Origin of the sequence: Geobacter sp. DSM 9736, from assembly GCF_900187405.1 — a bacterium.
In the GTDB taxonomy this organism is placed as follows: Bacteria; Desulfobacterota; Desulfuromonadia; order Geobacterales; family Geobacteraceae; genus DSM-9736.
On sequence record NZ_LT896716.1, the window covers coordinates 2138267 to 2162180 of the forward strand.

Sequence of the window (23914 nt, forward strand, 5' to 3'; positions counted from 1 at the left end):
CCCTTCGCACACTCTTGAGGTCTAGCGGCAGCCGTACTCCTTGTGAAAGTTAAAGGCTTCGAGCGCGATCCTCAGCATGCTACTTGGCAGCTTGCGTTGCAGTGATAGTCACTGCCATTGTTCAAGGATCCGCATCGGACAAAAAAGCTACAAAAGCGATACGTGTTTCTTACATCTGATGCAGTGAAAAATTTTTCGGTACCGCTACGCGATGACTTAAGCAAAGAGTAAAAAAAGTTTACACACTAGAAGGCGGGATAATGCGAAGAGCTTGCGGAAGGGCTTTAACGAGGCGGGGGCCAAGAAGACGAGTACGTAATTTTTTTTACACTCTCCTCACCCGGTGTTTCTTGGTAATGCCAAAGCAAGGTGGCTGCGGCTCAGCGAACCCGACCACTAATCTGCCACCGGCGTCAACTCGACGCGACTCGGCATCTCTTTCTCCCCGGCCGGCTCCTTGAAAATATCTCCCTTGCGGACCTGCACGCGCGCCGGATCGACTTTCCCCCTCCCCACGAGGTAATCGCGCACCGTCTCCGCCCGGGCGGCGGCCAGTGCCTGAAGGTCCTTCGTCCCCACCACGGTGTTGGCGAGGATCAGCTTCGTCATCTCGGCCTCGGGGAGGTCCTTTATCGTGCCGATGATGGTCCGGGGTTTGGGGAACTCCTCGGCGCGGTAGACGCGTTCCAGGTACTTTCCGTACTCCTCTTCAGGGATGCGGACGCTGTCGGGAGAGTCTCCGGAGCCTGCTTTCCCCGCTTCAACAAGCTGCCGGAGCTTCTCGCTCCTCATCTTCCTGTCCAGGTGCTCCCGGCGGATTCCTTCGGCGTCATGCTCCCGATCGACGTAGCCTGTGACTTCCACATTGAGTGCAGGGCGCTCCCGAAGAGCTGTAGCAAGCCTCTCCAGCTTCTCCCGCTCCTCCTTGCCGATAAACGACGTGCCGTAGCCGAAGGAGACGTTGCTGAAATCTCCCTTGCCGCCGAACATCGACTGAAGAAGCGTGAAGGGGGATCTTGCCGCTTTAAGCGCCAGATTCTTCACCATGCCGACCACTACATTCCAGAAGCTGAACTGGGGATCGTCGGTCCTCCCGGAAACGGGCAGGTTGAGGTGAATCTCTCCCTTTCTGTCCTTGAGCAGGGCGATGGCGAGCTTTACGGGGAGGCTCGTGGCACGTTCGCTCGGGACCTCCTTCCCCAGCACCAGTTCGTCCAGCAGGACGTTGTTGCTCGATTCGAGCCGCTTGTTGTCGATCCGGTACTGCAGGTTGAGAAAGAGCCTTCCCCTATCGAGGTTGTAGCCGAGGTAGGTCGCGGAATAGGGGGTGAGGGGGGGCAGCTCTATGTCCGAAAACTCCACCTTCAGGTCCGCAAAGAGATCCCCCCGCAGCGGATTGATCTGCCCTGTTATACGGAGCGGAGACTGGTTCTCCAGATTACCCCGGAGATCGACTTCGGCGCGGCTGGCCGGGTCGGAGTTAAGCCCGCTCACCCTCCCCCCCAGATTGAAAAGCGTAGCGGAATAGGGGCGTCGCAGATGAAGATCCGAGAAGTCGAGCACGCCATCCTGCATGACCATACGTCCCACTGCCATACTAGGTGCCGGCTCTCCCCTCCGGCCGCCTCCTCCTGCACCGGAGGTAGCCGTGCCTGCCGCCTCCCCCACGGGAGCGCTTCGCAGGTTTTGAACATTCAGGCTTCCATCCTTTCGGACAACTATCTTCGAAAAGTAGTGATTCAGGACCACATCGTCGATGAGAAGCGTGAAGGGGGAAAGGGTGCCGCTGATCCCATCGAGCTGAAGGTTCTCCCAGGTCAGCAGATCCTCCCCCGACGCGTCGAGACAGTGGAAGGAGCGGATAACGGCGGCTCCCCCGAAACTCCCCCCCCAACTCCCCTCCCTCCGGGCAAGGTTTACCCGTCCAGTGGCATCGAGACTTCCATCGGCCACCTCTACCTCTATGTTTTCCGGAAGGTAGGAAGCAGCCTCGACAAGAGGTAACCCCTTCGCTTCGAATGTTCCGCTGATGCCCGCGGGCTCCGGCAGGTATTCCCCGGAAGCCTTAAGCCTGCCCCCTTTCCCGTAGGAGGAAGAGAAGCTGAAGGCGACCTTGGTGCGGGAGGGGATGCTGACATTCTTCAGCATGAATCTCCCTTGCCGGAGCGCGAAATCGCGTCTCCCTTCCCCCGTACTGTCACGGAAGCGCACGCCTATCTTTTCTCCGTTAATGGTGCCGATGCTCGCACTGAAAGGCTTTTTCCCCTTCTGAGCCGCCTGGGTCCGCGCATCTCCGGACGTTTGCGGTTCTTTTCGCAGCAGCCGCAGCGGCGAGAGATTTCCGGATTCGTCCCGCGAAAAACTGAGATCGCTCCCGCGCACTCCTATCCGTTCGATATCCAGCTTGCGCCGGGAGAGGTCGAACCGCGCGCCCCTGGCCACCGCGCTCTGAAGCTTGAGTCCCTCCCCCGGCCCGAAAACGGCTGACAGGGAAGAAGCGTCAAGTTCCCCCTTCCCGATCCGAAGGCCTTCCCGGATATCGTACGACACCTCCCCCCTCATCGAGACGGTGCCCTTCACCGGCGCCGTAAGATACTCGGCCATATAGGGGTAGTAACGGGCCAGCGGAAGGTCGTTCAGCGTGACGGAAAGAGCGGCCGTCACTGGAGCCGAGGTAATTGTCCCCTCTGCGGCAAGCGTCTCCTTCAGCTTCGAAGTGCAGGAAAGAGCGAAGCGCGCAGGGGAACTCCCATCGGAAGAGTATCCGGTGAGGTCGACGCTGATGCCGTCGAGCCTCGTCTCGAACGGGCGGCTCGGCTTCCGGTCGTCAAAAAACAGGCGGCCGTCGCGAAGGCGCGCAGACAGGACCCGGAGCCGTGCCTCCCTTTTCGCCCCCTTCTCCTCTTCTCCGATGCGGTCTGCTTCTTTCTTGAGGCGCACCACGTTCCATCGCCCCTCCCGGCTCCTCTTCAGGTGCAGCTCCAGCCCCTGAAGATCCAGCGAGGAGAGGTCATAGCTCTTCCCGAACAGGTTAGCTTCCTTTACCGCTATAGTCCCCTTGCCAAGCGCCGCCAGCGGAGCTCCCCCCGCCTCCCTTATCCTGGCGCCGGCAAGAGTGGCGGTGCCCGAAAGGGAAAGCTCGGGCCTGCTCCTGGCGCCGACACGGTAGCGGATCTCTGCCGCCGTGGAGAGAGCCCCTCCATCCAGAGTAAAGGGGAGCTTCGCGGGGAGGTAGGCGGCATAATGCGGCAGCGACATGTCCCGCAGGTTGACCGCCACGGAAGCTTCAGCAAGGGAAGGAAATATTTTCAGCCTTCCCGCCAGCCCCACGGGAGCACCGTTGAGCAGTCCGGCGAAGCGCGGTGTGACGTACCGGTCCGCCATGTACGGCATGGTGCTGATAAAGGGGATGTCGATGGATAGGCTTGAGAGGGTATGGCGTTTGGGGGCTGGTAGGCCGCGGTCGGTGAATGAGACGATCCCCCGCCTTACGGTAATGTTGTTGATGGAGAAGCGGGCACTCTCCCCGGCGCTGCGCGGTGTTTTCGCGCCTGGCTCCCCATCCTCCCGTCGCTCCAGGATGTCTGAAAAGCTGTACCTGTTGGCGGCGGTGCGTTCAATGGAGAGACGGGGCGAGTCCACGGCCAGGCTGGAGACTATCGGAGCGCCCTTTATCAGTGAGCGGGGGCTGAGGGAGATTCGTGCGCTGCTGAAGGAGAGGAAGGTTCCGGGCCCCTCCTTCTCTGCCAGCCGAACATCCTGGTATCTGGCGCTCAGGGTGAAGGGGTTTACGGCGACGCTGCCGATGGTGAGTTTCCTTCCGGTAGCTTCCTCCACCCGTCTGATCGTCCCGTTCCTGATCAGCATCGGGCCCGCCAGGGCCGCCAGCAGGACGACTATCCCGAGCAGAACGAGGAGCGCGCAACTCACCCGCTGCCATCGTTTCATCACCCACTCCTCCCCCGTCATCACCAAGCGGCAGGTCAATTTTAACTGGTCCTGCAATCACAGAGGCTTCACAGCCAAATTGTTGCCGATAAGGAGGGCTTTGTCAAAAAGGGGATGGAGAGAGAAAGAAGCGGGGCAATGGACGTGTGCCCCGCTGGAGGTCTATTGGGTGACCTACGCCGCTAACTTGAACTTGCCGGTCAACCGTCGCAGCTCTTCGGCGATGCTGTTCAGCTGGCTGGCTGCAGCCGCCGATTCCTGGGCACCCTTCGCCGTCTGGTAGATGACCTCGGTGATCTGCTGAATGTTCCCGCTGATCTCGGTGGTGGTGGAGGTCTGCTGCTCTGCGGCGGTGGCGATCTGGCTTACCTGGGAAACGACCTCGTTGATCTGGGCGAGGATGTCGTCGAGGGCATTCCCCGACTGAGCGGCGCCTGCGGTCCCCTTCTCGACCTCCAGAACACCTTCCCCCATCGCGGCCACGGCGTTCTTCGTCTCACCCTGGATCGCCTTGATCATTTCGCCGATCTCCCGCGTCGCTTTCGTCGTACGTTCTGCCAGCGCGCGAACCTCGTCGGCCACGACGGCGAAGCCGCGTCCCTGCTCGCCGGCCCGTGCCGCCTCGATAGCGGCGTTCAGCGCCAGAAGGTTGGTCTGATCCGCGATATCTTCTATGGTGCCGATGATGGCGCCGATCTGGTCCGACCTTGCACCGAGGTTTTCAACAGTGTCGGCGGAAGCCTTGACGCATCCGGCAATCCGCGACATCCCCTCTACCGTCTCCTGCACGATTGATGAACCGCTCTGGGCAAAATCATTAGCCCTGTGCGCTCCCTCGGCTGCCATGGTGCAGTTCTGCGCAATCTCGCCTGAGGTAGCCGCCATTTCCTCTCCTGCCGTCGCTACCGTGCCTACCTGGGATGCCACCTCTTCCGTCTGGGTCGCCATCTGCTCCGCAGTCGAGTTCAGCTGGCTTGCGGACGCGGCCACCTGCGAGGCCATCTCGATAATGCTCGACATCATCCCGTTGAGGGTGTCGAGCATCCTGTTGAAGTTCTGACCCATGGTGCCAAGTTCATCGTTGGTCGTAATCCTCACTTTTGCCGACAGGTCTCCACCCGCCACCCAATCGATGACCGTACCAACGTTCTTTACTGCTTTAGTGATACCGCGAACGATCAGGAACGATACCGCCGCCACAAGCAAGGCGGCGAGAAAGGCTATGCCGATCTGGAGAAAAAGCAGGTTCTGGGACAGACTGTGCATCTCCTGTCGCGTCTCCTTCGCATGAGCGGCCGATAGCTCATCAAGCTTCTTCAGCTGCTCCCGCAGTTCATTGTCCGCCCCCTTGAGCGACTTGTCGACTGCGGCAATGTCGTCGCTGGCGCTCCTGGCTTCCACAAGAGGTTGAATGGAATCACGGTACTTCTCCTGTGCTGCGAAAGCGGCCTTGACGGCGGCTTTTTGCTCCTCACCCTCCGCGGTCTTCTGATACGCTTTCAGATGCCCCTCAATAGCACCGTTTGCCCTGCGGAACTCCTCGACATACTTCTCATCCTTGCGGAGCAGATAATTCTTGTATGCCTGGACGGCCAGCCCCAGCTCGTTTTCGGCAGAGTCGGCTGCGGACATCTGAGCAATATCAGTCTCGATAAGGTCTTCATACCCATGCCTCGTCGACATGCTCGTGTAACAGGCAACCGCTGTGGCCACCAGCAGCGCCGCCAGAGACACCCCGATTATTCCGTAAAGCTTTCCTCCGATGCTCTTCATTCCGCGCCTCCTGCATAAGATAATAAAAATGAGAAATCTTTCGCGTATACCATTTATCGGAGCCGTCAACCTTTACTTAAGTTATTAGCATATAGCTGTATATTAATACTTTCCCCAGCTCGGCACGCAAAAATGGGGCAGACTTTATCAGCCTGCCCCATCTGCTGCGGATATGACCTGACCGGTCAGAATTTCTCGAAGTCAGTGTCCATTGCATCGTCCCCCAGGTCGAATGCAGCCCCCCCATTGACTGCGGCGCGGGCAACCTTCCTCTCTTTCGGAACCTGATTCTGCGGGGCCGAGGCTGCCGGCTTCCTGAGCGTCTTCACTCTAGCCTGGAGCGATTCTCCTGTAGCTCTACGAACCGAAGTGCTTGTGTCCACCTTGAAGAAAGCGATGGAAGCCTGGAGCTGTTCCGCCTGGGAGGAGAGTTCCTCGGCGGTGGAAGACATCTCCTCTGCGGCGGAAGCATTCTGCTGTATCACCTGGTCGAGCTGCTGGATCGCCTTGTTGATCTGCTCCGCCCCAGTGTCCTGCTCGCGGCTCGCCGCACTGATCTCCTGCACGAGTTCGGACGTTTTCTGAATGTCCGGAACCATCTTCGCCAGCAGCTCACCGGCGGTCTCCGCGACTTCAACCGAGCTCGCGGAGAGCTCGCTTATCTCGGCGGCAGCCTTCTGGCTCCGCTCAGCGAGCTTCCGCACTTCCGAAGCGACGACTGCGAACCCTTTGCCGTGTTCGCCGGCCCGTGCGGCCTCTATCGCGGCATTGAGAGCAAGCAGGTTAGTCTGGCGGGCAATCTCCTCGATGATGGAGATCTTGTCGGCAATGAGCTTCATCGCGTGCACGGTCTCTTCAACCGCCACGCCACCTTTCTTCGCGTCGTCGGCGGATTTGACTGCCATTTTTTCCGTCTGGTGTGCGTTTTCGGCGTTCTGCCTGATATTGGAAGACATCTCCTCCATGGAAGAGGAGGCCTCTTCCGCTGCCGCCGCCTGCTCGGTAGCCCCCTGGGACATCTCCTCCGCCCCGCTTGAGAGCTGCTGGCTTCCCGAGGCGACATTGTCCGCGGCTCCCTTCACCTCCGCCACAACGTCCTTGAGCTTCGTCACCATCTGCCGCATGGCGGCCAGAAGCTGGGCGGTCTCGTCACGGCCGCTGGTTTCCACATTGACGGTCAGGTCACCCTCGGCAATGGAGTTGGCGGCGGTGACCGCCTCCGAAAGGGGCCTGGTGATGCTGCGGGTGAGCGTCACCGCTATCCCGATCGCCAGAAGCAACGCTGCCGCCATTACCGCCACCAGGATCGCCTTGATCCTGTCAACGAGCTTGTTCGCCTGTTTTTCCATATCTGCAAGGCGCTGGTCCGCAACCTTCGCATAGTCAGCTATGCCCGTCTCCGCACGGTGCGTTTCATCCTTGAACTGCCCTATGGCCTTGTTTGCATCGGCAGTGGTCGTGATGGCGCCGGCCGCTATCTTATCGCAGACACCGTTAAACCCCGCAGCGTATCCGTCCAAGTCCTTTCTGAGGGAAGCGATTGTCTCCCTGTCCTTGCTCACGTCCGAATCGGTGATTCCAGCAAGGATCTTGCTGATGCCGTTGAGGCGTTCCTGCCCCCGCTCCAGGGTCTCACTCCACTTCTTCCGGTAGTCGGCCACCTTCTCGGCATCCTGGATATTGATGAAGGCGTCCTTCTCGTAACGGCGGAGCTGGTTGATGTTGGCCCTGAGCCGCTGGCTGAACTCGACGATCTTGGCGTCGGTGTTGATCGATTCTTCAAGGAGCCTGTCCATCTTGCCGACCGCCCAGTACCCCACGCAGCCGACGGCCAGCAGAAAGAGCAGCACCGCCGCGAAGCCGGCCATCAGCCTCGTCCCGATCTTCATGTTTCCAAATGCGTTCATGTTTCCCCCTTCGTTCCGTCGCAAACGGCCCTTTTACTGGTTCACTGCGAGCCCGCCCGGTTCTTCGCCCCCACCCGCGAGGACCGCTTCATCACCGGCAAAGCAGGTATCGATGTCAAGGATGATGACGAAGCCGTCGTTACGCTTGCCCATCCCCTTGATGAATTCGGTGTTCAGTCGCGTGCCGATTCGCGGCGCACCCTGGATATCCTCCGGCTCCAGGTCCACCACCTCCTGCACGGAATCCGCCATGGCACCGAGTATGATGGTGTCCTCCCCCATCACGACTTCTATGATGATCACACAGGTCCCGATGGTTTTCTCGGTACGTGACATGCCGAATTTGAGCCGCAGGTCCACAACCGGCACCACACTGCCGCGCAGGTTGATGACTCCTCGCATATACTCCGGTGTTTGCGGCACTTTCGTAACTGAAGTAAAATCCATCACTTCCCGCACTTTGCCGATCTCAAGGGCAAAGACCTCCTCGTCCAGCTTGAAGGTCAGATACTGGGTCGATGCGCCCACCGCGTCACTCATCTTGCACTCCTTTCATAAGCCATTTCACATTCCAGGCTGCGTACCGGCTCTTTTCGGAATGGAAGAAAGCGCCTTAAGCAAAAAAAATGAAGCATTGTCACACAGGACGCGAAAGAATTAATGATTGCGGCGTTTTAGGAGAGAAAATAAAAAAACGGGCCCGGTTGCGGGCCCGCCTCTTGTGAGGAGCTTGAGGATGGGGGTCAGAAGCGCTCGAAGCCGGCGTCAATCTTGTCGTCACTCATGTTGAGCGCCGCCCCCTCCGCACCCACGGCAGCCCTTGTCACGCGGTCGTGGTACTGGTGAGCAGGGGGGGCCAGGTGCTTCACCTTCGCCTTCTTCGTCTGGTGCCCCTGTGCCGGAGCAACCGTACTGCTCCTGGCGCCCTGATTGTCCAGCCTGAAAAAGTCGATGCTGTTCTGCAGCCGCTCGGCCTGTGAAGCAAGCTCCTCGGCGGTGGAAGCCATCTCCTCGGCTGCCGCGGAATTCTGCTGGATTACCTGGTCGAGCTGCTGGATGGCCTTGTTGATCTGGTCCGCGCCGGAATCCTGCTCGCGGCTGGCGGCGCTTATCTCCTGCACGAGCTCCGCTGTCTTCTGAATGTCCGGAACCATCTTGGCCAGCAGCTCCCCTGCCGTTTCGGCTACCTCCACCGAATTGGCCGAGAGGTCGCTTATCTCGGCAGCCGCTTTCTGGCTCCGTTCGGCGAGCTTTCGAACTTCCGAAGCGACAACCGCGAACCCTTTCCCATGCTCCCCGGCCCTGGCCGCTTCGATTGCCGCATTGAGAGCCAGCAGGTTCGTCTGCCGTGCGATCTCTTCGATGATGGAGATCTTCCCTGCGATTTCCTTCATGGCATGGACCGTCTGCTCGACTGCAGTGCCCCCCTTCTTGGCGTCTTCGGCTGATTTCACGGCTATCTTCTCAGTTTCGTGCGCATTGTCTGCGTTCTGCTTGATGTTGGAAGTCATCTGCTCCATGGAGGAGGATGCCTCCTCCGCGGAAGCTGCCTGTTCCGTGGCCCCCTGCGACATCTCCTCGGCGCCGGAGGAGAGTTCCTGGCTTCCCGACGCCACGTTGTCGGCGGCTCCCTTTACATCGGTCACGATCTCCTTGAGCTGCTCCACCATCCCGTTCAGAGCGGCGGCCAGCTGTCCCACTTCATCCTTCCGATCGATCTCGATCCGCTGGGTCAGATCACCCTTGGCCACCGCCTCGGCAAAGGCTACGCCCCGCTTCAGCGGAAGACTGATCATCCGGGAAATCACGACACCAAGGAGAGCGGAGAGGATAACACCGAAGGCAAGGAAGGCCACCATCATGGCCTTTGCAGCCTTGGCCGTTGCGGTATTCTCGTCCGATTTCTTGCTGGCAAGCTCAATCTTCAGGTCGGCCAGCTTCTGAATATCTTCGTCCACCGCACGAGCCGCTCCGGTCATTGCCTGGCTGCGCATGTGTGCTACAGCTTCGCTGCTTCGGTTGGCCGAGGCCAGGGCCACGACTTTCTCCAGTTCAGGCTGGAATTTGACCAGAGACTCCTTAAGCTGGGCAAAGATCTTTTTCGTCTCCTCCGACACCAACGACTTCTCTATCTCCGGAAGGGCGGCATCTATCTTCCCCCGAAGTTCTTTGATCGTGGCGGCGTATCTGGCATTTTCCTCCGCCGACTCCGAAAGAGCCAGGTCACGATAGTTCACCCGGATGCGCTGAAATGCCACCGCAGCATCAAGGATCGGCGACATCGGTTTCGTATTCAGCTCGTACATCGCGGTGTCGGCCTTCTCGATCGTGTCGATTTTCACCATTCCCACAGCACCGATCGCTGCTGAAATCAGGGCCATCAGGAAGAAACTGACCAGCAGCTTGGAACCAATCTTAAGATCCACGAACCATTTCATGTAGCCTTCCTCCTTTATCTGCTCCGGTCGTACCGAATGAATGTTGTTGTGTTGAGGCCGGCTCAGCCGTTTACCGCCATTTCAGCGGATTCCGGCGACAGCCCGGCCAGGTCAATGTCTGAGAAACAGCGGTCGATGTCGAGAATGATGATGAAGCCGTCGCTGTGTTTTCCCATCCCGGTGATGAAGTCAGTGTCGAGCCTCGTACCAATCCGGGGGGCAGGCTCCACCTCTTCCGGCTGCAGGTCTATCACCTCCTGGACCGAATCGGCCATCGCCCCCAGGACCAGCGATTCCCCTCCGAGTTGCATCTCCACGATGATTATGCAGGTGTTGACGGTCTTCTCCGCATCGGCCATCCCGAACTTGCAACGCAGGTCGATGACGGGAACCACGTTCCCCCTCAGGTTGATGACGCCCCGCATGTAATCGGGGCATTGCGGTACCCTGGTTACGGTCGTAAAATCCATCACTTCACGGACCCTGCCGATCTCAAGGGCGAAAACCTCCTCATCCAGCCTGAAGGTAAGATACTGATGTGCTGCCGCAACCTCCGTAACCGCCATCCGGCACTCCTTTCCCTACGCGTCATCCCCCCGAAACTGGCAGAGGGAAGAGCTTGATCCTTTTTAGTTAACCTGAGTTATAGATTCGGCAGAAATAAGGAAGCGTGAATCAGGGATTTCCCGATGCGCACTAAGGATTAACGGAAATATTGCAGAAGGAGTGGATGAATGGAGAGAGAGAAACTGCCTGTGAATTCGAGGAGAAGCACGAAACGGAGCGGCCCGCTCCATGAAGAAGCGGGCCTGCTATTTGAGACTGCAAGCGGCGCGGCTCTTAGAATTTCTCGAACATGGCGTCCGTCTTGTCCTGATCCATATCGAAACTGATGCCGTCGCCGTTGGCGACCTGCTGCACCTGGACCTCCCGCCTTTTAACCTGGACATGCCCTGCTTTTGGCAGGGGGCGGGAAGCGGGGGATGCCGGCTTACGTACGGGCTTGACCGCCGCTCGCCCTCCGGAGCGCTCATCCAGCCTGAAAAAGGCGATTGTGCTCTGGAGCCGCTCCGCCTGGGAGGCAAGTTCTTCGGCGGTGGAGGCCATCTCCTCGGCGGCGGAAGCGTTCTGCTGGATTACCTGGTCGAGCTGCTGTATCGCCTTGTTGATCTGGTCCGCCCCGGTGTCCTGCTCCCGGCTCGCTGCGCTGATCTCCTGGACCAGCTCCGCGGTCTTCTGTATGTCCGGCACCATCTTGGCGAGGAGTTCCCCCGCCGTCTCCGCCACCTCCACCGAATTTGCGGAAAGCTCGCTTATCTCGGCGGCGGCCTTCTGGCTCCGCTCGGCAAGCTTCCTCACCTCGGAAGCGACCACCGCGAATCCCTTTCCGTGCTCCCCGGCCCGTGCGGCTTCGATGGCGGCATTCAGGGCGAGCAGATTCGTCTGCCGGGCTATTTCCTCAATGATCGTTATTTTTCCGGCAATATCCTTCATTGCATGGACGGTTTCCGATACGGCTTTCCCACCCTCCCTGGCGTCTTCCGCCGACTTCATCGCCATCCGCTCCGTCTGGTGAGCATTGTCTGCGTTCTGCTTGATGTTGGAGGACATCTCCTCCATGGATGAAGACGCTTCCTCCGCCGATGCAGCCTGCTCGGTCGCCCCCTGAGACATCTCCTCGGCGCCGGAGGAGAGCTCCTGACTCCCCGAGGCGACATTGTCGGCCGCCCCCTTTACATCCGTTACGACCCCGCGGAGCTTTTCAACCATCCCCTTCATAGCCTGCAGAAGCTGTCCTGTCTCATCCTTTGAAGGCACCTCGATCTCTACCGTCAGGTCCCCCTCCGACAACCGGGCCGAAACATCTACAGCCTGCCGTATCGGTGTTGCGATCATCCGTGCGATGGCTACGCCCAGTCCTATGGCTACCAGCACCCCTACGAACAGAACCCCCCACATCGTCGCTACAGTCCGCTTCATCGTAACCGAACTTTCATCCGATGCCGCTACTGCCTGTGAAAGCTTCATGTCCAGCAGAGCCGCGAAAGAATCATCAATCTCCTTCGCCAGCTGCCGCGCTTCGCCCTTCATGATGAGGAGTGCCTGGTCCCGCTCCCCCTGGAGCGCCAGGTCGAGCATCTTCTGCCGTACCGGATCATATGTACTGATACTCTTGCGTAGCTTGTCGAATTCCTTCCGGACCTCTGCTGCCGCAACCGATTTCTCGAATTTAGCAAGATCTTCCTCAATCAGCTTGTCCAGCTCCTTGATCGTGGCGATCCGTTGCCGCGCCTCCTCCTGGTTTGCCGCGAAGATGGTGTCACGCAGATTGACCCGGGTGCGCTGAAAGGCGACAGAGGCCTTCCCCATGGGACCTAATGGAAGCGCGTTCCGCTCAATCAGGATCGAGTACGACTGGTCAAGACGCTTCAGGTAGGTTACACCAACGACTCCGATCACCCCTGCGATCAGTGCCACAAGGCCGAATCCCGCCAGGAGCTTGTTGCCGATTTTCATGTTATAGAACCACTTCATCCATTTATCCTCCCTGCATAAATTTTAAAAAGCTACTCGTTTACAGCCTGCACCGAATCGGATTCCTGCTCCAGCCCCAGTTCATCCCCGATGAACACCCTGTCGATATCTAGAATGATGAGGAACTGATCATCATGTTTTCCCATTCCCCGGATAAAGTCGACGTCGAGGCGCGTGCCTATGCGGGGAGGCGGCTCGATCTCCGACGGCTCCAGCTCGATGACCTCCCGCACTGAATCGGCCATGGCGCCGATGACGACTCTTTCATCCCCCATGTCCAGGTCCACAATGATGATGCACGTGTTGACGGTGGTTTCCCCCGGTGCCATCCCGAACTTGCGCCGCATGTCCACAACGGGCACGACAGCTCCCCGCAGGTTGATGACGCCGTTCATAAAGTCGGGGGTGCAGGGAACTTTGGTTACGGTGGTGAAATCGAGCACTTCACGCACCTTGGCGATGTCGAGGGCGAACACCTCTTCTTCAAGGGTAAACGTAAGATACTGCCTAGGCTGCACTGATCTCGCTTCGTCCATGCCTTCCTCTCCTCCTGCATTTGTCCAAGTCCTGTAAGAGCCTCTTCGTCGTGCGGAGTGGAAGATAAATCAGGGTTTTCCCGAGCGCAGAGAGTAAAAAACCTGATTTTCAAGATTGTCGGGAGTAAGCCATCGGGTGCTGAAAAAGCAGGAGGGGAGAAGAAAGGGGGGAATAACTAGGGTAAGAAAGAAAACCGGTGGGGGCCTGGGGCTCTGCTTGTCAGGGGAGCGCTGAAAGGGGTTCCGGCGGTTGCTGAAGGCATGACTGAATGGAGGCGCATACCTCCTCCCCGCCCGGAAGCGCAGGCATTTGGAGAGGACGCACCAGTTGTTCCCGCAGGGCTTCCACGTTCAAGGGCTTGCTGAACAGGAAACCCTGCACCTCGCGACAACCGTTCCGGCGGAGAAAAGCGAGCTGGGCGTGGGTTTCCACCCCCTCCCCTACGACGTCGAGCCTCATGCTGCACGCCATGGCTACGATGGCCCTGGTGATGGCTGCGTCATCGGGGTCGTCGGGAAGATCGCGAACGAAGGAGCGGTCGATCTTGAGCCGGTCGATGGGAAAGCGCTTGAGGTAACTGAGTGATGAATAACCGGTGCCGAAGTCGTCTATCGCCAGGGAAATCCCCATCGACTTCAGTTCGTTGAGGGTTACGATGGTACGTTCTCCCTCCTCCATCACCGAGCTCTCCGTCAGTTCAAGTTCCAGGAAGGAAGCCTCCACCCCCGTCTGCTCGATTATCCGCGCCACCGTCTCTACAAATCCTGCATGACGCAGCTGCCGGCCGGAAAGGTTCACCGCCATCCGCAACAGGGGAAATCCCGAGGTATGCAGTTCCCTTAGTTGCCTCAATGCCTGGTGGAGAACCCATTCTCCGATGGGAATTATCAACCCTGTCTCTTCCGCCACGGGAATGAAGCTCGCCGGGCTGACAAGCCCGAGAGTGGGATGCTGCCACCGGATAAGCGCTTCCACCCCGGTTATCCGACCGGCTCCCAGATCCACCACGGGCTGGTAGTGCAGGATAAACTCCCCCCTGTCCAGGGCGCCGCGAAGATCCTGTTCGAGGGAAAGGCGAAGCCGGGAACGCTCCTCCATTCCTGCGTCGTAGTGGCGGCAGCAGGCGCGACCTGAGTCCTTGGCTTGATTCAGAGCCATGTCCGCGCGGCGAAGCAGGGCCTCTCCACGTGTTTCCCCTTCAACCGAGAACGCCACCCCGATGCTGGCGGAGATGTAGACACACCTGGCATCCAGGGAAAAGGGGTGAACGAAAGCCGCCTGCATCTTCTCCTCGATATCCGCCACGCGCGCCGCACCATCCATCAGAATGACGATGAATTCGTCCTCGCCGGTCCTGGCCAGAGTATCCTCCGGCTGCAGCATTTCCCGGAGCCGGTCCGCGACGCGGCGCAGAAGGCTGTCGCCGCTGCCGTACCCGAGGGTGTCGTTGATCGCCCTGAAGCGATCCAGGTCGAGGTGGAGTACCGCGATGGAGCGATGACAGCGGCAGGCCTGCATAAGCGCCTCGTTCAGGCGGACCTGCAGCATCTGCCGGTTGGGAAGCTCCGTCAGCGGGTCGTAGTAGGCAAGGCGCTCTTTCTCCCGCTCCCCAAGCTTTCTTTCTGTGATGTCGTCGAAGGTGACGGCGAAGTAACCATGCTTGGGACTGTAGGCATTTATTTCAAAATATTTTCCGAGGGGTGCGAAATACTTGTCGAAATGAACGGGGGCCCCTCCCAGCGCAACGGCGCCGAACACCCGAATCCACTCCTGATCGATTTCCGGAAGTGCTTCACGCACCGTCCGGCCCACGATCCTCTCCCGGCTCAGTCCCGTATGGCGCTCGAACGCAGGGTTGACCTCAAGAAAGCGGTAATCGAAGGGTTCTCCTTCATTGTCACAGATAATCTCGTGATAGGCGAACGCGTCCAGCATCTTCTCGAAGAGAAGTCCGTACCGCCGCTCGCTCTTCTGCAGCTCGGTCGTCCGCTCCGCCAGCCTCTCCTCGATCCGCATCAGGGACCTGCTGCGTCGAGCGGCTTCGCAGAGCCCGATCAGATATTCCGGATCGAATGGCTTGAGTATGTAGCCGTCCGCCCCCGCATGAATGACCCGCGCCGCTAGAGAGGGATCGTCGTCGACAGTGATGACCACGATGGCCATGGTGCCCGAAAGCTCCCTTACGCGAAGCAGCAGGTCCTCTCCCGACATGTCGGGGAGGTGATAGTCGATGACGGCCACCTCGGGGACTTCTTCGGCCAGGTATTCCAGAGCCTCCGCCCCGGTTGTCGCGGAGCTTGTCCTGAAGCCGTGGGTGGCGAAACCATCGGAGATGATCCGCGAAACGCACGGGCTGTCCTCCACAATCAGCACGCCGGAAGTAGCAGAATGCCGTTCTCCTTTCAGCAGGGCCCGTACCTGATTGCGCAGAGCGGCCGTCTTGAAGGGAAGGGGGAGGAAGGCATCGGCCCCCAGTTCTTCGGCTACCTGCTGGACATGTTCTCCCGAAAAAACAGTAGAAACGACCAGTATCGGAATATGGTTGCAGGAGGGGTACACGGGAGAACGGAGGAGGGAACAGAGCCGCCATCCGTCGATCCCCGGCATATGCACTTCGGTGACGATCAGATCGGGAGGTGTATCCACGGAAGAGAGAAGCCGCAGGGCATCGTCTGCATCCACGCAGGAATGGACGCCGAGGCCCTCCCTTTCCAGCACTGAAGAGACCAGCAGGCGCTGGACATGCTCCTGAATGACGACGACAGCTGTTTTCTTACCCATCCTGCAGCCACTCCTTGGCATTATATATCAGCACACCTGATGCAGCGTTACCGTTGCAGCTGAATCCCGCCCTGCCTAAAGGGAGGTAAGCCCCTCTCGAACGGCGAATTTGGTCAAGCCGGCGATATTATTGATACCGAGTTTGTCCATGATGTTCTGGCGGTGGGTCTCCACCGTCTTCACGCTGAGTTCCAGCAGGAAGGCGATTTCCTTGGTGTTGTTCCCCTCGGCGATCAGCTGAAGGACCTGCCGCTCCCGGGCTGAAAGAGTCGCGGCAGGCACCGGGTCTAGGGATTCATGGCGATCCGTCAGCAGGATTCCCGAAAGACGGACGCCGGCAGGAGTGTTCCCCTCCTTTACCGCACGGATGGAAGCCGCCAGGTCCCTGAAGGCGCACTCCTTGAGAATGTAGGCGTCGGCACCGGCACTGAGTGCATCCACAACCATTCTTCGGTCGGAATGCATGGAGAGCGCGATCACCCGGATGTCGGGGAACTCCGCGAGCAGCGCCCTGGTGGCCTCGATTCCGTTCATTCCCGGCATCGTTATGTCCATCAGCACGACATCCGGCCTGCACTCCCTGGCCTGCTGCAGGGCCGCCAGCCCGCTGTCGGCCTCGCCCACTGTGACCATGTCCGGCTCCTTCTCCAGGAGCGCCCGAAAGCCTTTACGGACCAGGGTGTGGTCGTCGGCAATAAGTACTCTGATAGTCATCTTACCCTTACCCTGAGCCGGACCTCCGGCTGAGCGCGATAAATCACCTGATAAGGGACTATTTTACATTTGTCGCTACGCTACGGTAATCAGGGCATACCTGACCCGGATGGTAAAAAAACCCTAGGAGGTTCTCGAAAAAGAGGCATCCCGGCCGAAGCCCTGCTACGCCGCCTTGCGGGTTTCTGCGGGTGCGGTGGTCGGTCTGTTTTTGAACAACCTGAGGTATCTAAAACCCTGCTTGTGACGTATCCTCAATGTAGAGAGGTGATGCCTTCCCGGATGGCGTATTTGGTAAGGTCCGCCACCGTGTAGAGGCGGAGCTTCTTCATTATCTGCTGGCGCTGCGTTTCCACCGTCTTCACGCTCACCTTGAACGCGAAGGCAATCTCCTTGGTGCTCTTCCCCTCGGCAACCATCTGCAGAACTTCACGTTCGCGCGGCGTAAGCACGGAAAAAGCAGATTCATTCTCCCCCTGAGCAGGGCTTCTTTCGATGTAGTTGTTGATGACGACGCCGGTTACGGTACGGCAGAGATATCTTTTACCATCCGCCACCGCCCTGATCGCTGCCACCAGTTCCTCGGCAGCGCTCTCCTTGAGCACGTATCCGTGTGCTCCTGCCCGCAACGCTTCAGAAACGAAACGCTTGTCGGAATGCATCGTGAGAACAATGACACGGGTACCCGGCACGTCGGCGACCAGTCGCCGTGTCGCCTCTATTCCATTCATGTCCGGCATGGTGAGGTCGAGCACAACGATATCCGGGCGCAGCCGTAAAGCCTCCCGCAGGGCGGCTTGTCCGTTCTCCGCCTCGGCTACAACCAGAAGCTCCTGTTCCTTCTCCAGGAGGGACCTTATTCCTTCCCGAACGATACGGTGGTCCTCCGCCAAAAGCACGGTAATGCTCATGCCGCCCCCCTCACCGCGGGATCAGCTTCCATAGTAAGGGGGACGGAAAGCCTCACGACCGTTCCCCTGCCTATCCCGGACTCGATGCGTAACTCCCCCCCCAGGTGCCCGATGCGCTGCCTGACATTGAAGAGGCCGAACCCGCCACCGACACCGCAGGTAGTGGGAGAATCGACGGCATGGAATCCTTTCCCGTCGTCGGCTACCTCTAGCTGAAGTGTATCAGAACCTGTCCGGATGGATACCCATGCTTCGGGAGTCTTCGCGTGCTTCACGCAGTTTATGAGAAGCTCGCGCACAACCTGGAAGAGCACTCCGCGCGCCTCCTCCCCCAGCAGCCGCGAGCCTCCATCATCGGACACCCGGACATGCAGGCCGTGCTTCTCCTTCAGCCAGTCCCCCAGCCAGTCGAGTGCCGCGCTGAAACCGAGTTCGTAAAGGACCGGCGGACTGAGCTGAAACGTAAGCGACCGCACATCACTGATCGAAAGCTCCAGTGCTTCCGCAAGCTCGGACACCAGAGGTTTCTTTTCCCGGCTCACAACCGTCGCCAGTTCGTCCAGCTTCATTTTTGCAAAAGCCAGCGTCTGTCCTACCTGGTCGTGCAGTTCGCTGGCGATCCGCCTCCGCTCCCGTTCCTCGGCAAGGGCAAGCCGGTCGGCAAGCTCAGAGAGCTGCTCCTGGTAGGTCTGCAATGTGCGTTCGGCCTCTTTCCGCTCCGTGATATCCCTGGCGATTCCCGTCGTCCCGATTATCGCCCCCTTCTCGTTGCAAAAGGGGGATTTGGCGGTCTCGAACCACCGCAGCGAGCCGTCACTGACTACAAGCAGCTCCTCAAATATCTGCGAGCACCCGGAGCTGATGACTTCGAGGTCTTTCTGCCGTATAGCCGAAGCCTGCTCCTGCGGCCACAGGTCAAAATCGCTCTTACCTTCGATATCGGACTGCCCCGAATTCAACAGCGAAGCCATGGCATTGTTGATCTTTATGTACCTGCCCTGGACATCCTTGAACCATGCGCAGTGGGGTATCGTGTCCAGGATCGCCTCCTGCCTGCTCTGCAGCTCCGCAAGCTCCTTCTCGGCCTGCACACGCGTGCTGATGTCGGTACCGACACCGCAAAGCAGCCGCCCGTCTCCCCCGTCATCCTCTATGACAAACTTGCTCATGAGAACGTGCCGGGCGGGTTCATCACCCAGAGCGAAGGATTCCACCGTCTGCAGCGGATGCCCGTCTGCAAGCACCTGCCGGTCGCTCTGCCTGAAATGCTCTGCGACCTCGGGGGGCCAAAGCTCCTCGTCCGTCCGGTTGAAGTAGGTCTTGATGCCGTTCTGCTCGTAGAAGTCGCGGCACCCCTTGTTCATGTAGACGTAGTGCCCATGGCTGTCCTTGATGAATGCGTATCCGGGCAGATGATCCATGAAAAGCGAAAACCGCTCTTCGCTTCGCCGAAGAGCCGCCTCCGCAGCCTTCCGCTCCCGGTCGTCGGCGTAGATCAGAAGGTAGGCAAACGGCACCCCCCCGTCACTGACCAGCGGCGCTGCCCAGACCGACACATCGATCTGCGTCCCGTCTCTGCGCCGGCGCTGCACATAGTATGACACCGGCTTTCCCTCACGGACCTTCGCCTGAAAAATGTCCTTCCACTCCTCCAACTGCTGCGCGGAAATGTACGGAACCTGTCTGCCGACCACCTCCTCGGCGCTCCAGCCGAAGAGGCTCTCGGTGGCGGGGCTCCAGACACGGACCCTCAGGTTGAGGTCGAGTACGACGATGGCAAGGGGGGCCTGGTGCACGAGGGCCTCCAGAAACCGGTTGGTTTCCTGAAGAAGCACCGTCCGCTCCTCGACCTTCTCCTCCAATTCCTCGGCGAGCCGCTGCAACTCGTGCTGAACCGTCTCTCTGAGACCGATCTCCCGTTGCAGCATCCGGCGCCGGTGCCTGGTAGAAAGAGCGAGCAGAAGGAATAAGAAACCACCCACGACATTCAATGCCAGAGAAGCGCCGCACAAGGGATTGTCCCCATAACGGGCAGCAAATACAGCCAGGGGAAGAACGGAGGCTGTCAGAAGGATTGCTGCCGGACGGGGATTTTCCAGAAATATGGCCGAAAGGGAATTAAATCTGCCGCTGAAGATAGGCTGCTCCGGTAGAGGTTATAGTCCAGGCAGGTTATCACAGACAGAACAAAAAAAACGAGGGGGGTTTTTGTTAGATATGACACAATAAAAAAGACTTATATTCAGAAAATACTTATAAAGAGAAGTTCTACATCCGTACACTCTCTCTATCAGTACTTCCTGAAGATGAGCTTGGCCGTTGGTGAAACCTCCTCCGGACGCTCTTCAGGAAAATGGACCGTACCGGCGTATGCGGCAAATAGTTCGTGCAGCTCTCCAGGCTGCAGCAGGTACTCCTTCTTATGGACTCCCGGAAGGGCCGGGGTATCGAGAATGGTGTCGAAAACGAGGAGCCCGCCTGCGGAAAGCGCCGCTACCATCGAAGGAATGAGTTCTCTCAGAAGGAAATTGAAGTTGATGATGAGGTCGTATGTCCCCTCCAGAGGGTAACTCGCCAGATCCGCATGCACAAAATCGATGGAAAGCTCTTCCAGCCGCGCCCATTGCCGGGCCTTGGCGAGGCCGGTCTCAGAGATATCCACCCCTGTAACACTGAACCCGTTTCGCGCGAGAAAGACACTGTTGCGACCCTCCCCGCAGGCGATGTCGAGAGCCTTGCGCCCCGGGCAGAACTCCATGATGAAGTCCATATGCTCCACCAGGTACCGGGAGGGCTTTTGCCCGAGATACCACTCCTCCTCGGTGTAACGCCGGTTCCACTTTATACGGTCTTCTTCCATGGGGGCGGATATCATTTTCGGACGATCAGGAGGTTTAACAGGAAACTGATGATGCTGAAAAGAAGGGCTGCAACGAACGCGCTCAGGAAGCCGGAGACCTGAAACCCTTTCACCAGCCATGCCGCCAGGTAGAACATGAATCCGTTGATTACGAGGGTGAAGAGTCCGAGGGTTAGCAGGTTGACCGGCAGGGTGAGAAATATGAGGATCGGCCTAAGAAAGGCGTTGAGGAGCCCGATCACAAGGGCTGCCACCAGCAGGGAAAGCCAGCGCTCCACGCTCACCCCCGGGAGGATGTAGGCCACCGCAAGGAGGGCGATGGCATTGGACAGCCATTTCAGTAGGAATTCCCGCATTGTCGTCTCCTTTTCCGTCACGTTTCGCCAGGAGTGTCGCCGAAATTGCCCGCCGCGTCAAGAGTCTGCCAATTTGCATTCAATCGGGAGAGACGAGCATGGTCCTCGTGCAGAGCACAATGATGACGATCCCGACAAGCACCATTACGATGCGGGGAGGAATGCGCCGGCAGAAGTATGCTGCAAGGGGGGCGGCCACGACTCCCCCGCTGATGAGCCCGAGGACTATACGCCAATGACCGATGCCGATGGTGAAGGAGAAAGTTAATACCGCGGCGAGGGAGACGAATATTTCGGCAAGGCTCACGGTGCCGATGACAAAGCGGGGCATATGGCCGCGGTTTAACAGGGTTGACGTAACGATGGGACCCCACCCTCCTCCCCCGGCACCGTCGAGGAAGCCTCCAGTCAGTCCCAGCACTCTTGTTGCCTTATCGATGGGGGCGGTGAACAGGGGAGTGCTGCGGACAGCCTTCAGGATGATGACGCCCCCCATGACCGCCAGATACCCTGAAACAATGAACCGCATATGCCATAGGGGCAGCAGCGTAATCGCATATGAACCTGCCACAGCCCCCATCGCGCCGAACAAGAGCAGCTTTCGCAGCAGAATGCGATCCACGTTTCCCATGAGGAGGTGGGAGAAACCTGAAGAAACCGCGGTTATCACCTGTGCCGTGTGAACGCTCGCGCTGGCCGCCGCAGGGGCAATCCCGGCACTGAGAAGAAACGTGGTGGAGATGACACCATAGGCCATCCCGAGTGCCCCATCTATCAACTGCGCCACAAAACCTATGAGGGCGTACTTGAGGAACGTGGGGTCCATTTCCGCTCCGGAGCAGCAGTCGGCTGAAGAATAGTTTCAGTCTATCATTGGGGGCGCGTCGTGCAATGAAAGCAGGTAATGGGTATATGACTGCTGCGTACGGTTCCCTGGAGAGAGAGCTGCCATCAAGCATGGGAGATAGGCGCTTAAGGGGAAAGTGACTCCTGCCGATGAAATCCGCATATTCTTATTTTACGAAACTGCGCGGAGCGGGAACCGGCCTGACCTTTACAGTGGCAGGCGTAACGACGGGTATTTCATGAAAATAGAAACCCTCCGCAGGTTCAAGCGGATCACAATCAGCCCTGGGGAGTTTTACGCCTCCGGTGAGCCGGTCATGATGACCACGCTCCTCGGGTCCTGCATAGCCGCATGCCTGTATGATCCCGTTGCACGGATTGTGGGCATGAACCACTTCCTCCTCAGCAATCACCGCTACGCCCGCAATATGGCGGTCACACTCTCCGAAGCCGGCCGCTACGGCGTCCAGGCGATGGAAATCCTCATCAACGAGATGATGCGAATCGGGGCCAGCAGAAAGAGGCTCTGCGCCAAGGTGTTCGGAGGAGCCACGATTCTCGGAAGCACCCAAGGAGCGGGGAATTTCGCCTGTGTGGGTGAGGTAAACTGCCGCTTCATACATGAGTTTCTCGAAAACGAGAATATCCGCCTCACCGCCGAGGATCTGGGTGGCGAAAAAGGAAGAGTAATCCATTTCTCCAACGGCGACTTCGCAGTCTATGTCCGGAAGATCAAACAGATCCAGAGCGAGCGGGTCGCCCGGCGCGACCGTGAGTGTTGGCTGAAGGCCATCGAATCCCAGGAGCTTACGATGCCCGACGTGGATCTGTGGCAGTAGCGTCCTGAAATCCTTCCCCCTTTCCTGTTTTCTCCTGCAAATGCGGTAAAATGTTCGTGGATTCTCAAATCGAGTGGCGCTCCTGCATCTGCCGGGGACGTGCACAAACTACGGACAAAGGAGGAGAAACATGAAGGGAAACGAGAGGATCATAGATGAGCTCAACGCGCGCCTGGCAGACGAAATAACCGCCGTCAACCAGTACTTCGTCCACGCCGAGCTTTTCGAAAACTGGGGTTACGGGAAGCTGCACGACATGACGCGCCAGCGGTCCATAACGGAAATGAAACACGCGGAAAAGCTGATCGAGCGGATCATCTTTCTCGACGGGCGGCCAATTGTCTCCAACCTGAACGAAATCAGGATCGGAAACGAAGTGCCGACCATGCATGAGCATGACAGGAAAGCCGAAGAGGTAGCCATCAGCCGCTACAATGACAGCATTCGCCTCGCCATGGAACTGGGGGACAACGGGACGCGGGAACTGCTCGTTTCAATCCTGAAGGAGGAGGAAGGGCACATCGACGAGCTCGAAGAGCAACTCGACCAGATCAGACAGATGGGAGTTCAGAACTACCTGTCGGGACAGATCGGGTAACAGACTAGCCTGGCACCTACAAAAAAAGCCCCGGTGACCCGGGGCTTTTCGATGTACGATCGGAACTATTAAATTCTCTGTACGTTGGCGGCCTGGAGCCCTTTCGGGCCTTTCACCACCTCAAAACGGACCGACTCCCCTTCGGCCAGGGACTTGAAGCCCTCACCGGTGATGGCCGAAAAATGAACGAAAACGTCCTCGCCACCATCCTGCTCGAGAAAACCGAATCCTTTGCTGTCGTTGAACCACTTAACCCTGCCGTTTACCATTGTCTGTTTCTCCTGATGCTGTGTTATTGATCCGGAAACCGGACCGTATCACCGGCTCTTACGATGCCGGGTGAATCTGAATGAAGCCGACTCAAAAAAAAACCCGAAACTCTCAAAGTCCGGGTCGGTTTCTTCAAAAGGCCAGGTAACTATAGCACAGTTAAAGCAAATGTAAAACAAAAAGAATTGAACCGGTCCGGAGCAGCATCAGCGGCCTGCGCCGGCAGGTTCCACGGCAAGATTCCTCACAAGTTCCTTATAGTTCTTCCATTGGGTTGCGGGCCAGAGTTCCGTTGTGGCATGGCCGAAGGTCCGGATAATGGTCGCCACCTTCATGGCGGTATCCAGATCAGGCGCCCCGAAAACATCCAGGTAATCGTATGGCCCCATGACTGCAAGGTTCTGTATCCACTCGACCCTCGGGCACTCTTTGCGGATATGGGCCATCGACTGTTGCTCCAGTTCCTCAAGAGCCCCCGGAGACCTGAGCGCGTCGGGGGAAAGGCGGGTCAGCATCACGAATATCATCATCTGCTCCTCCTTGTTGTCTTTACTCTACCCTCTTACGGTAAGTGTAGGAGGCGCAGGGTAAAGTGCAAGGG

Annotated in this window: 19 protein-coding genes; 2 read left to right on the forward strand and 17 right to left on the reverse strand. The window is 58.4% G+C overall.

Annotated elements, in window-relative coordinates:
• Positions 1–396: 396 nt before the first annotated feature.
• From CFB04_RS09710 to CFB04_RS09780, 15 genes are all read right to left on the reverse strand, one after another.
• Positions 397–3948 (reverse strand): DUF748 domain-containing protein, encoded by a 3552-nt coding sequence (locus CFB04_RS09710; RefSeq protein WP_172825473.1) that lies wholly within the window; start codon positions 3946–3948, stop codon positions 397–399.
• Between the two features lie 174 nt (positions 3949–4122).
• Positions 4123–5721, reverse strand: coding sequence for a methyl-accepting chemotaxis protein (locus tag CFB04_RS09715; RefSeq protein WP_088535083.1), 1599 nt, complete (start codon positions 5719–5721; stop codon positions 4123–4125).
• A gap of 185 nt (positions 5722–5906) precedes the next feature.
• Positions 5907–7628, reverse strand: a complete 1722-nt coding sequence (locus CFB04_RS09720) for a methyl-accepting chemotaxis protein (protein WP_088535084.1) — start codon at positions 7626–7628, stop codon at positions 5907–5909.
• 33 nt (positions 7629–7661) lie between these two features.
• Complete coding sequence (locus tag CFB04_RS09725; RefSeq protein ID WP_088535085.1) at positions 7662–8168, reverse strand: chemotaxis protein CheW; 507 nt, start codon at positions 8166–8168, stop codon at positions 7662–7664.
• Positions 8169–8371: 203 nt separating this feature from the next.
• Positions 8372–10066, reverse strand: a complete 1695-nt coding sequence (locus CFB04_RS09730) for a methyl-accepting chemotaxis protein (RefSeq protein ID WP_088535086.1) — start codon at positions 10064–10066, stop codon at positions 8372–8374.
• A 62-nt stretch (positions 10067–10128) separates the two neighbouring features.
• Positions 10129–10632 (reverse strand): chemotaxis protein CheW, encoded by a 504-nt coding sequence (locus CFB04_RS09735; protein ID WP_088535087.1) that lies wholly within the window; start codon positions 10630–10632, stop codon positions 10129–10131.
• A gap of 274 nt (positions 10633–10906) precedes the next feature.
• Positions 10907–12601, reverse strand: coding sequence for a methyl-accepting chemotaxis protein (locus CFB04_RS09740; protein ID WP_088535088.1), 1695 nt, complete (start codon positions 12599–12601; stop codon positions 10907–10909).
• Between the two features lie 32 nt (positions 12602–12633).
• Complete coding sequence (locus CFB04_RS09745; RefSeq protein WP_088535089.1) at positions 12634–13137, reverse strand: chemotaxis protein CheW; 504 nt, start codon at positions 13135–13137, stop codon at positions 12634–12636.
• Between the two features lie 220 nt (positions 13138–13357).
• Complete coding sequence (locus tag CFB04_RS09750; protein ID WP_172825474.1) at positions 13358–15919, reverse strand: EAL domain-containing protein; 2562 nt, start codon at positions 15917–15919, stop codon at positions 13358–13360.
• 75 nt (positions 15920–15994) lie between these two features.
• Positions 15995–16633 (reverse strand): response regulator transcription factor, encoded by a 639-nt coding sequence (locus tag CFB04_RS09755; protein ID WP_088535091.1) that lies wholly within the window; start codon positions 16631–16633, stop codon positions 15995–15997.
• A gap of 254 nt (positions 16634–16887) precedes the next feature.
• Positions 16888–17544 carry a response regulator transcription factor gene (locus CFB04_RS09760; RefSeq protein WP_088535092.1) on the reverse strand — a complete coding sequence of 219 codons (657 nt, stop codon included), beginning with the start codon at positions 17542–17544 and terminating at the stop codon, positions 16888–16890.
• Positions 17541–19556, reverse strand: coding sequence for a PAS domain-containing protein (locus CFB04_RS09765; protein WP_088535093.1), 2016 nt, complete (start codon positions 19554–19556; stop codon positions 17541–17543). The genes CFB04_RS09760 and CFB04_RS09765 overlap by 4 nt, the downstream gene beginning before the upstream one ends.
• A 278-nt stretch (positions 19557–19834) precedes the next feature.
• Positions 19835–20404 carry a bifunctional 2-polyprenyl-6-hydroxyphenol methylase/3-demethylubiquinol 3-O-methyltransferase UbiG gene (locus tag CFB04_RS09770; protein WP_088535094.1) on the reverse strand — a complete coding sequence of 190 codons (570 nt, stop codon included), beginning with the start codon at positions 20402–20404 and terminating at the stop codon, positions 19835–19837.
• Between the two features lie 11 nt (positions 20405–20415).
• Positions 20416–20760: a phage holin family protein gene (locus CFB04_RS09775; RefSeq protein WP_088535095.1), complete on the reverse strand. Its 345-nt coding sequence runs from the start codon at positions 20758–20760 to the stop codon at positions 20416–20418.
• A gap of 79 nt (positions 20761–20839) precedes the next feature.
• Positions 20840–21586 carry a sulfite exporter TauE/SafE family protein gene (locus CFB04_RS09780; protein ID WP_088535096.1) on the reverse strand — a complete coding sequence of 249 codons (747 nt, stop codon included), beginning with the start codon at positions 21584–21586 and terminating at the stop codon, positions 20840–20842.
• A gap of 259 nt (positions 21587–21845) precedes the next feature.
• Here CFB04_RS09780 and CFB04_RS09785 point away from each other — a divergent pair, with 259 nt between their 5' ends.
• Together CFB04_RS09785 and bfr are read left to right on the forward strand one after the other, a co-directional pair.
• A complete protein-coding gene (locus tag CFB04_RS09785; protein WP_088536769.1) occupies positions 21846–22445 on the forward strand; it encodes a chemotaxis protein CheD in 600 nt (199 codons plus the stop codon).
• 130 nt (positions 22446–22575) lie between these two features.
• Positions 22576–23043 (forward strand): bacterioferritin, encoded by a 468-nt coding sequence (gene bfr / locus CFB04_RS09790; protein WP_088535097.1) that lies wholly within the window; start codon positions 22576–22578, stop codon positions 23041–23043.
• A 68-nt stretch (positions 23044–23111) separates the two neighbouring features.
• Here the strand turns inward: bfr and CFB04_RS09795 are convergent, their stop codons facing one another.
• Positions 23112–23312, reverse strand: coding sequence for a cold-shock protein (locus CFB04_RS09795; protein WP_088535098.1), 201 nt, complete (start codon positions 23310–23312; stop codon positions 23112–23114).
• 207 nt (positions 23313–23519) lie between these two features.
• A complete protein-coding gene (locus tag CFB04_RS09800) occupies positions 23520–23843 on the reverse strand; it encodes a GYD domain-containing protein (RefSeq protein ID WP_088535099.1) in 324 nt (107 codons plus the stop codon).
• Positions 23844–23914 lie beyond the last annotated feature (71 nt).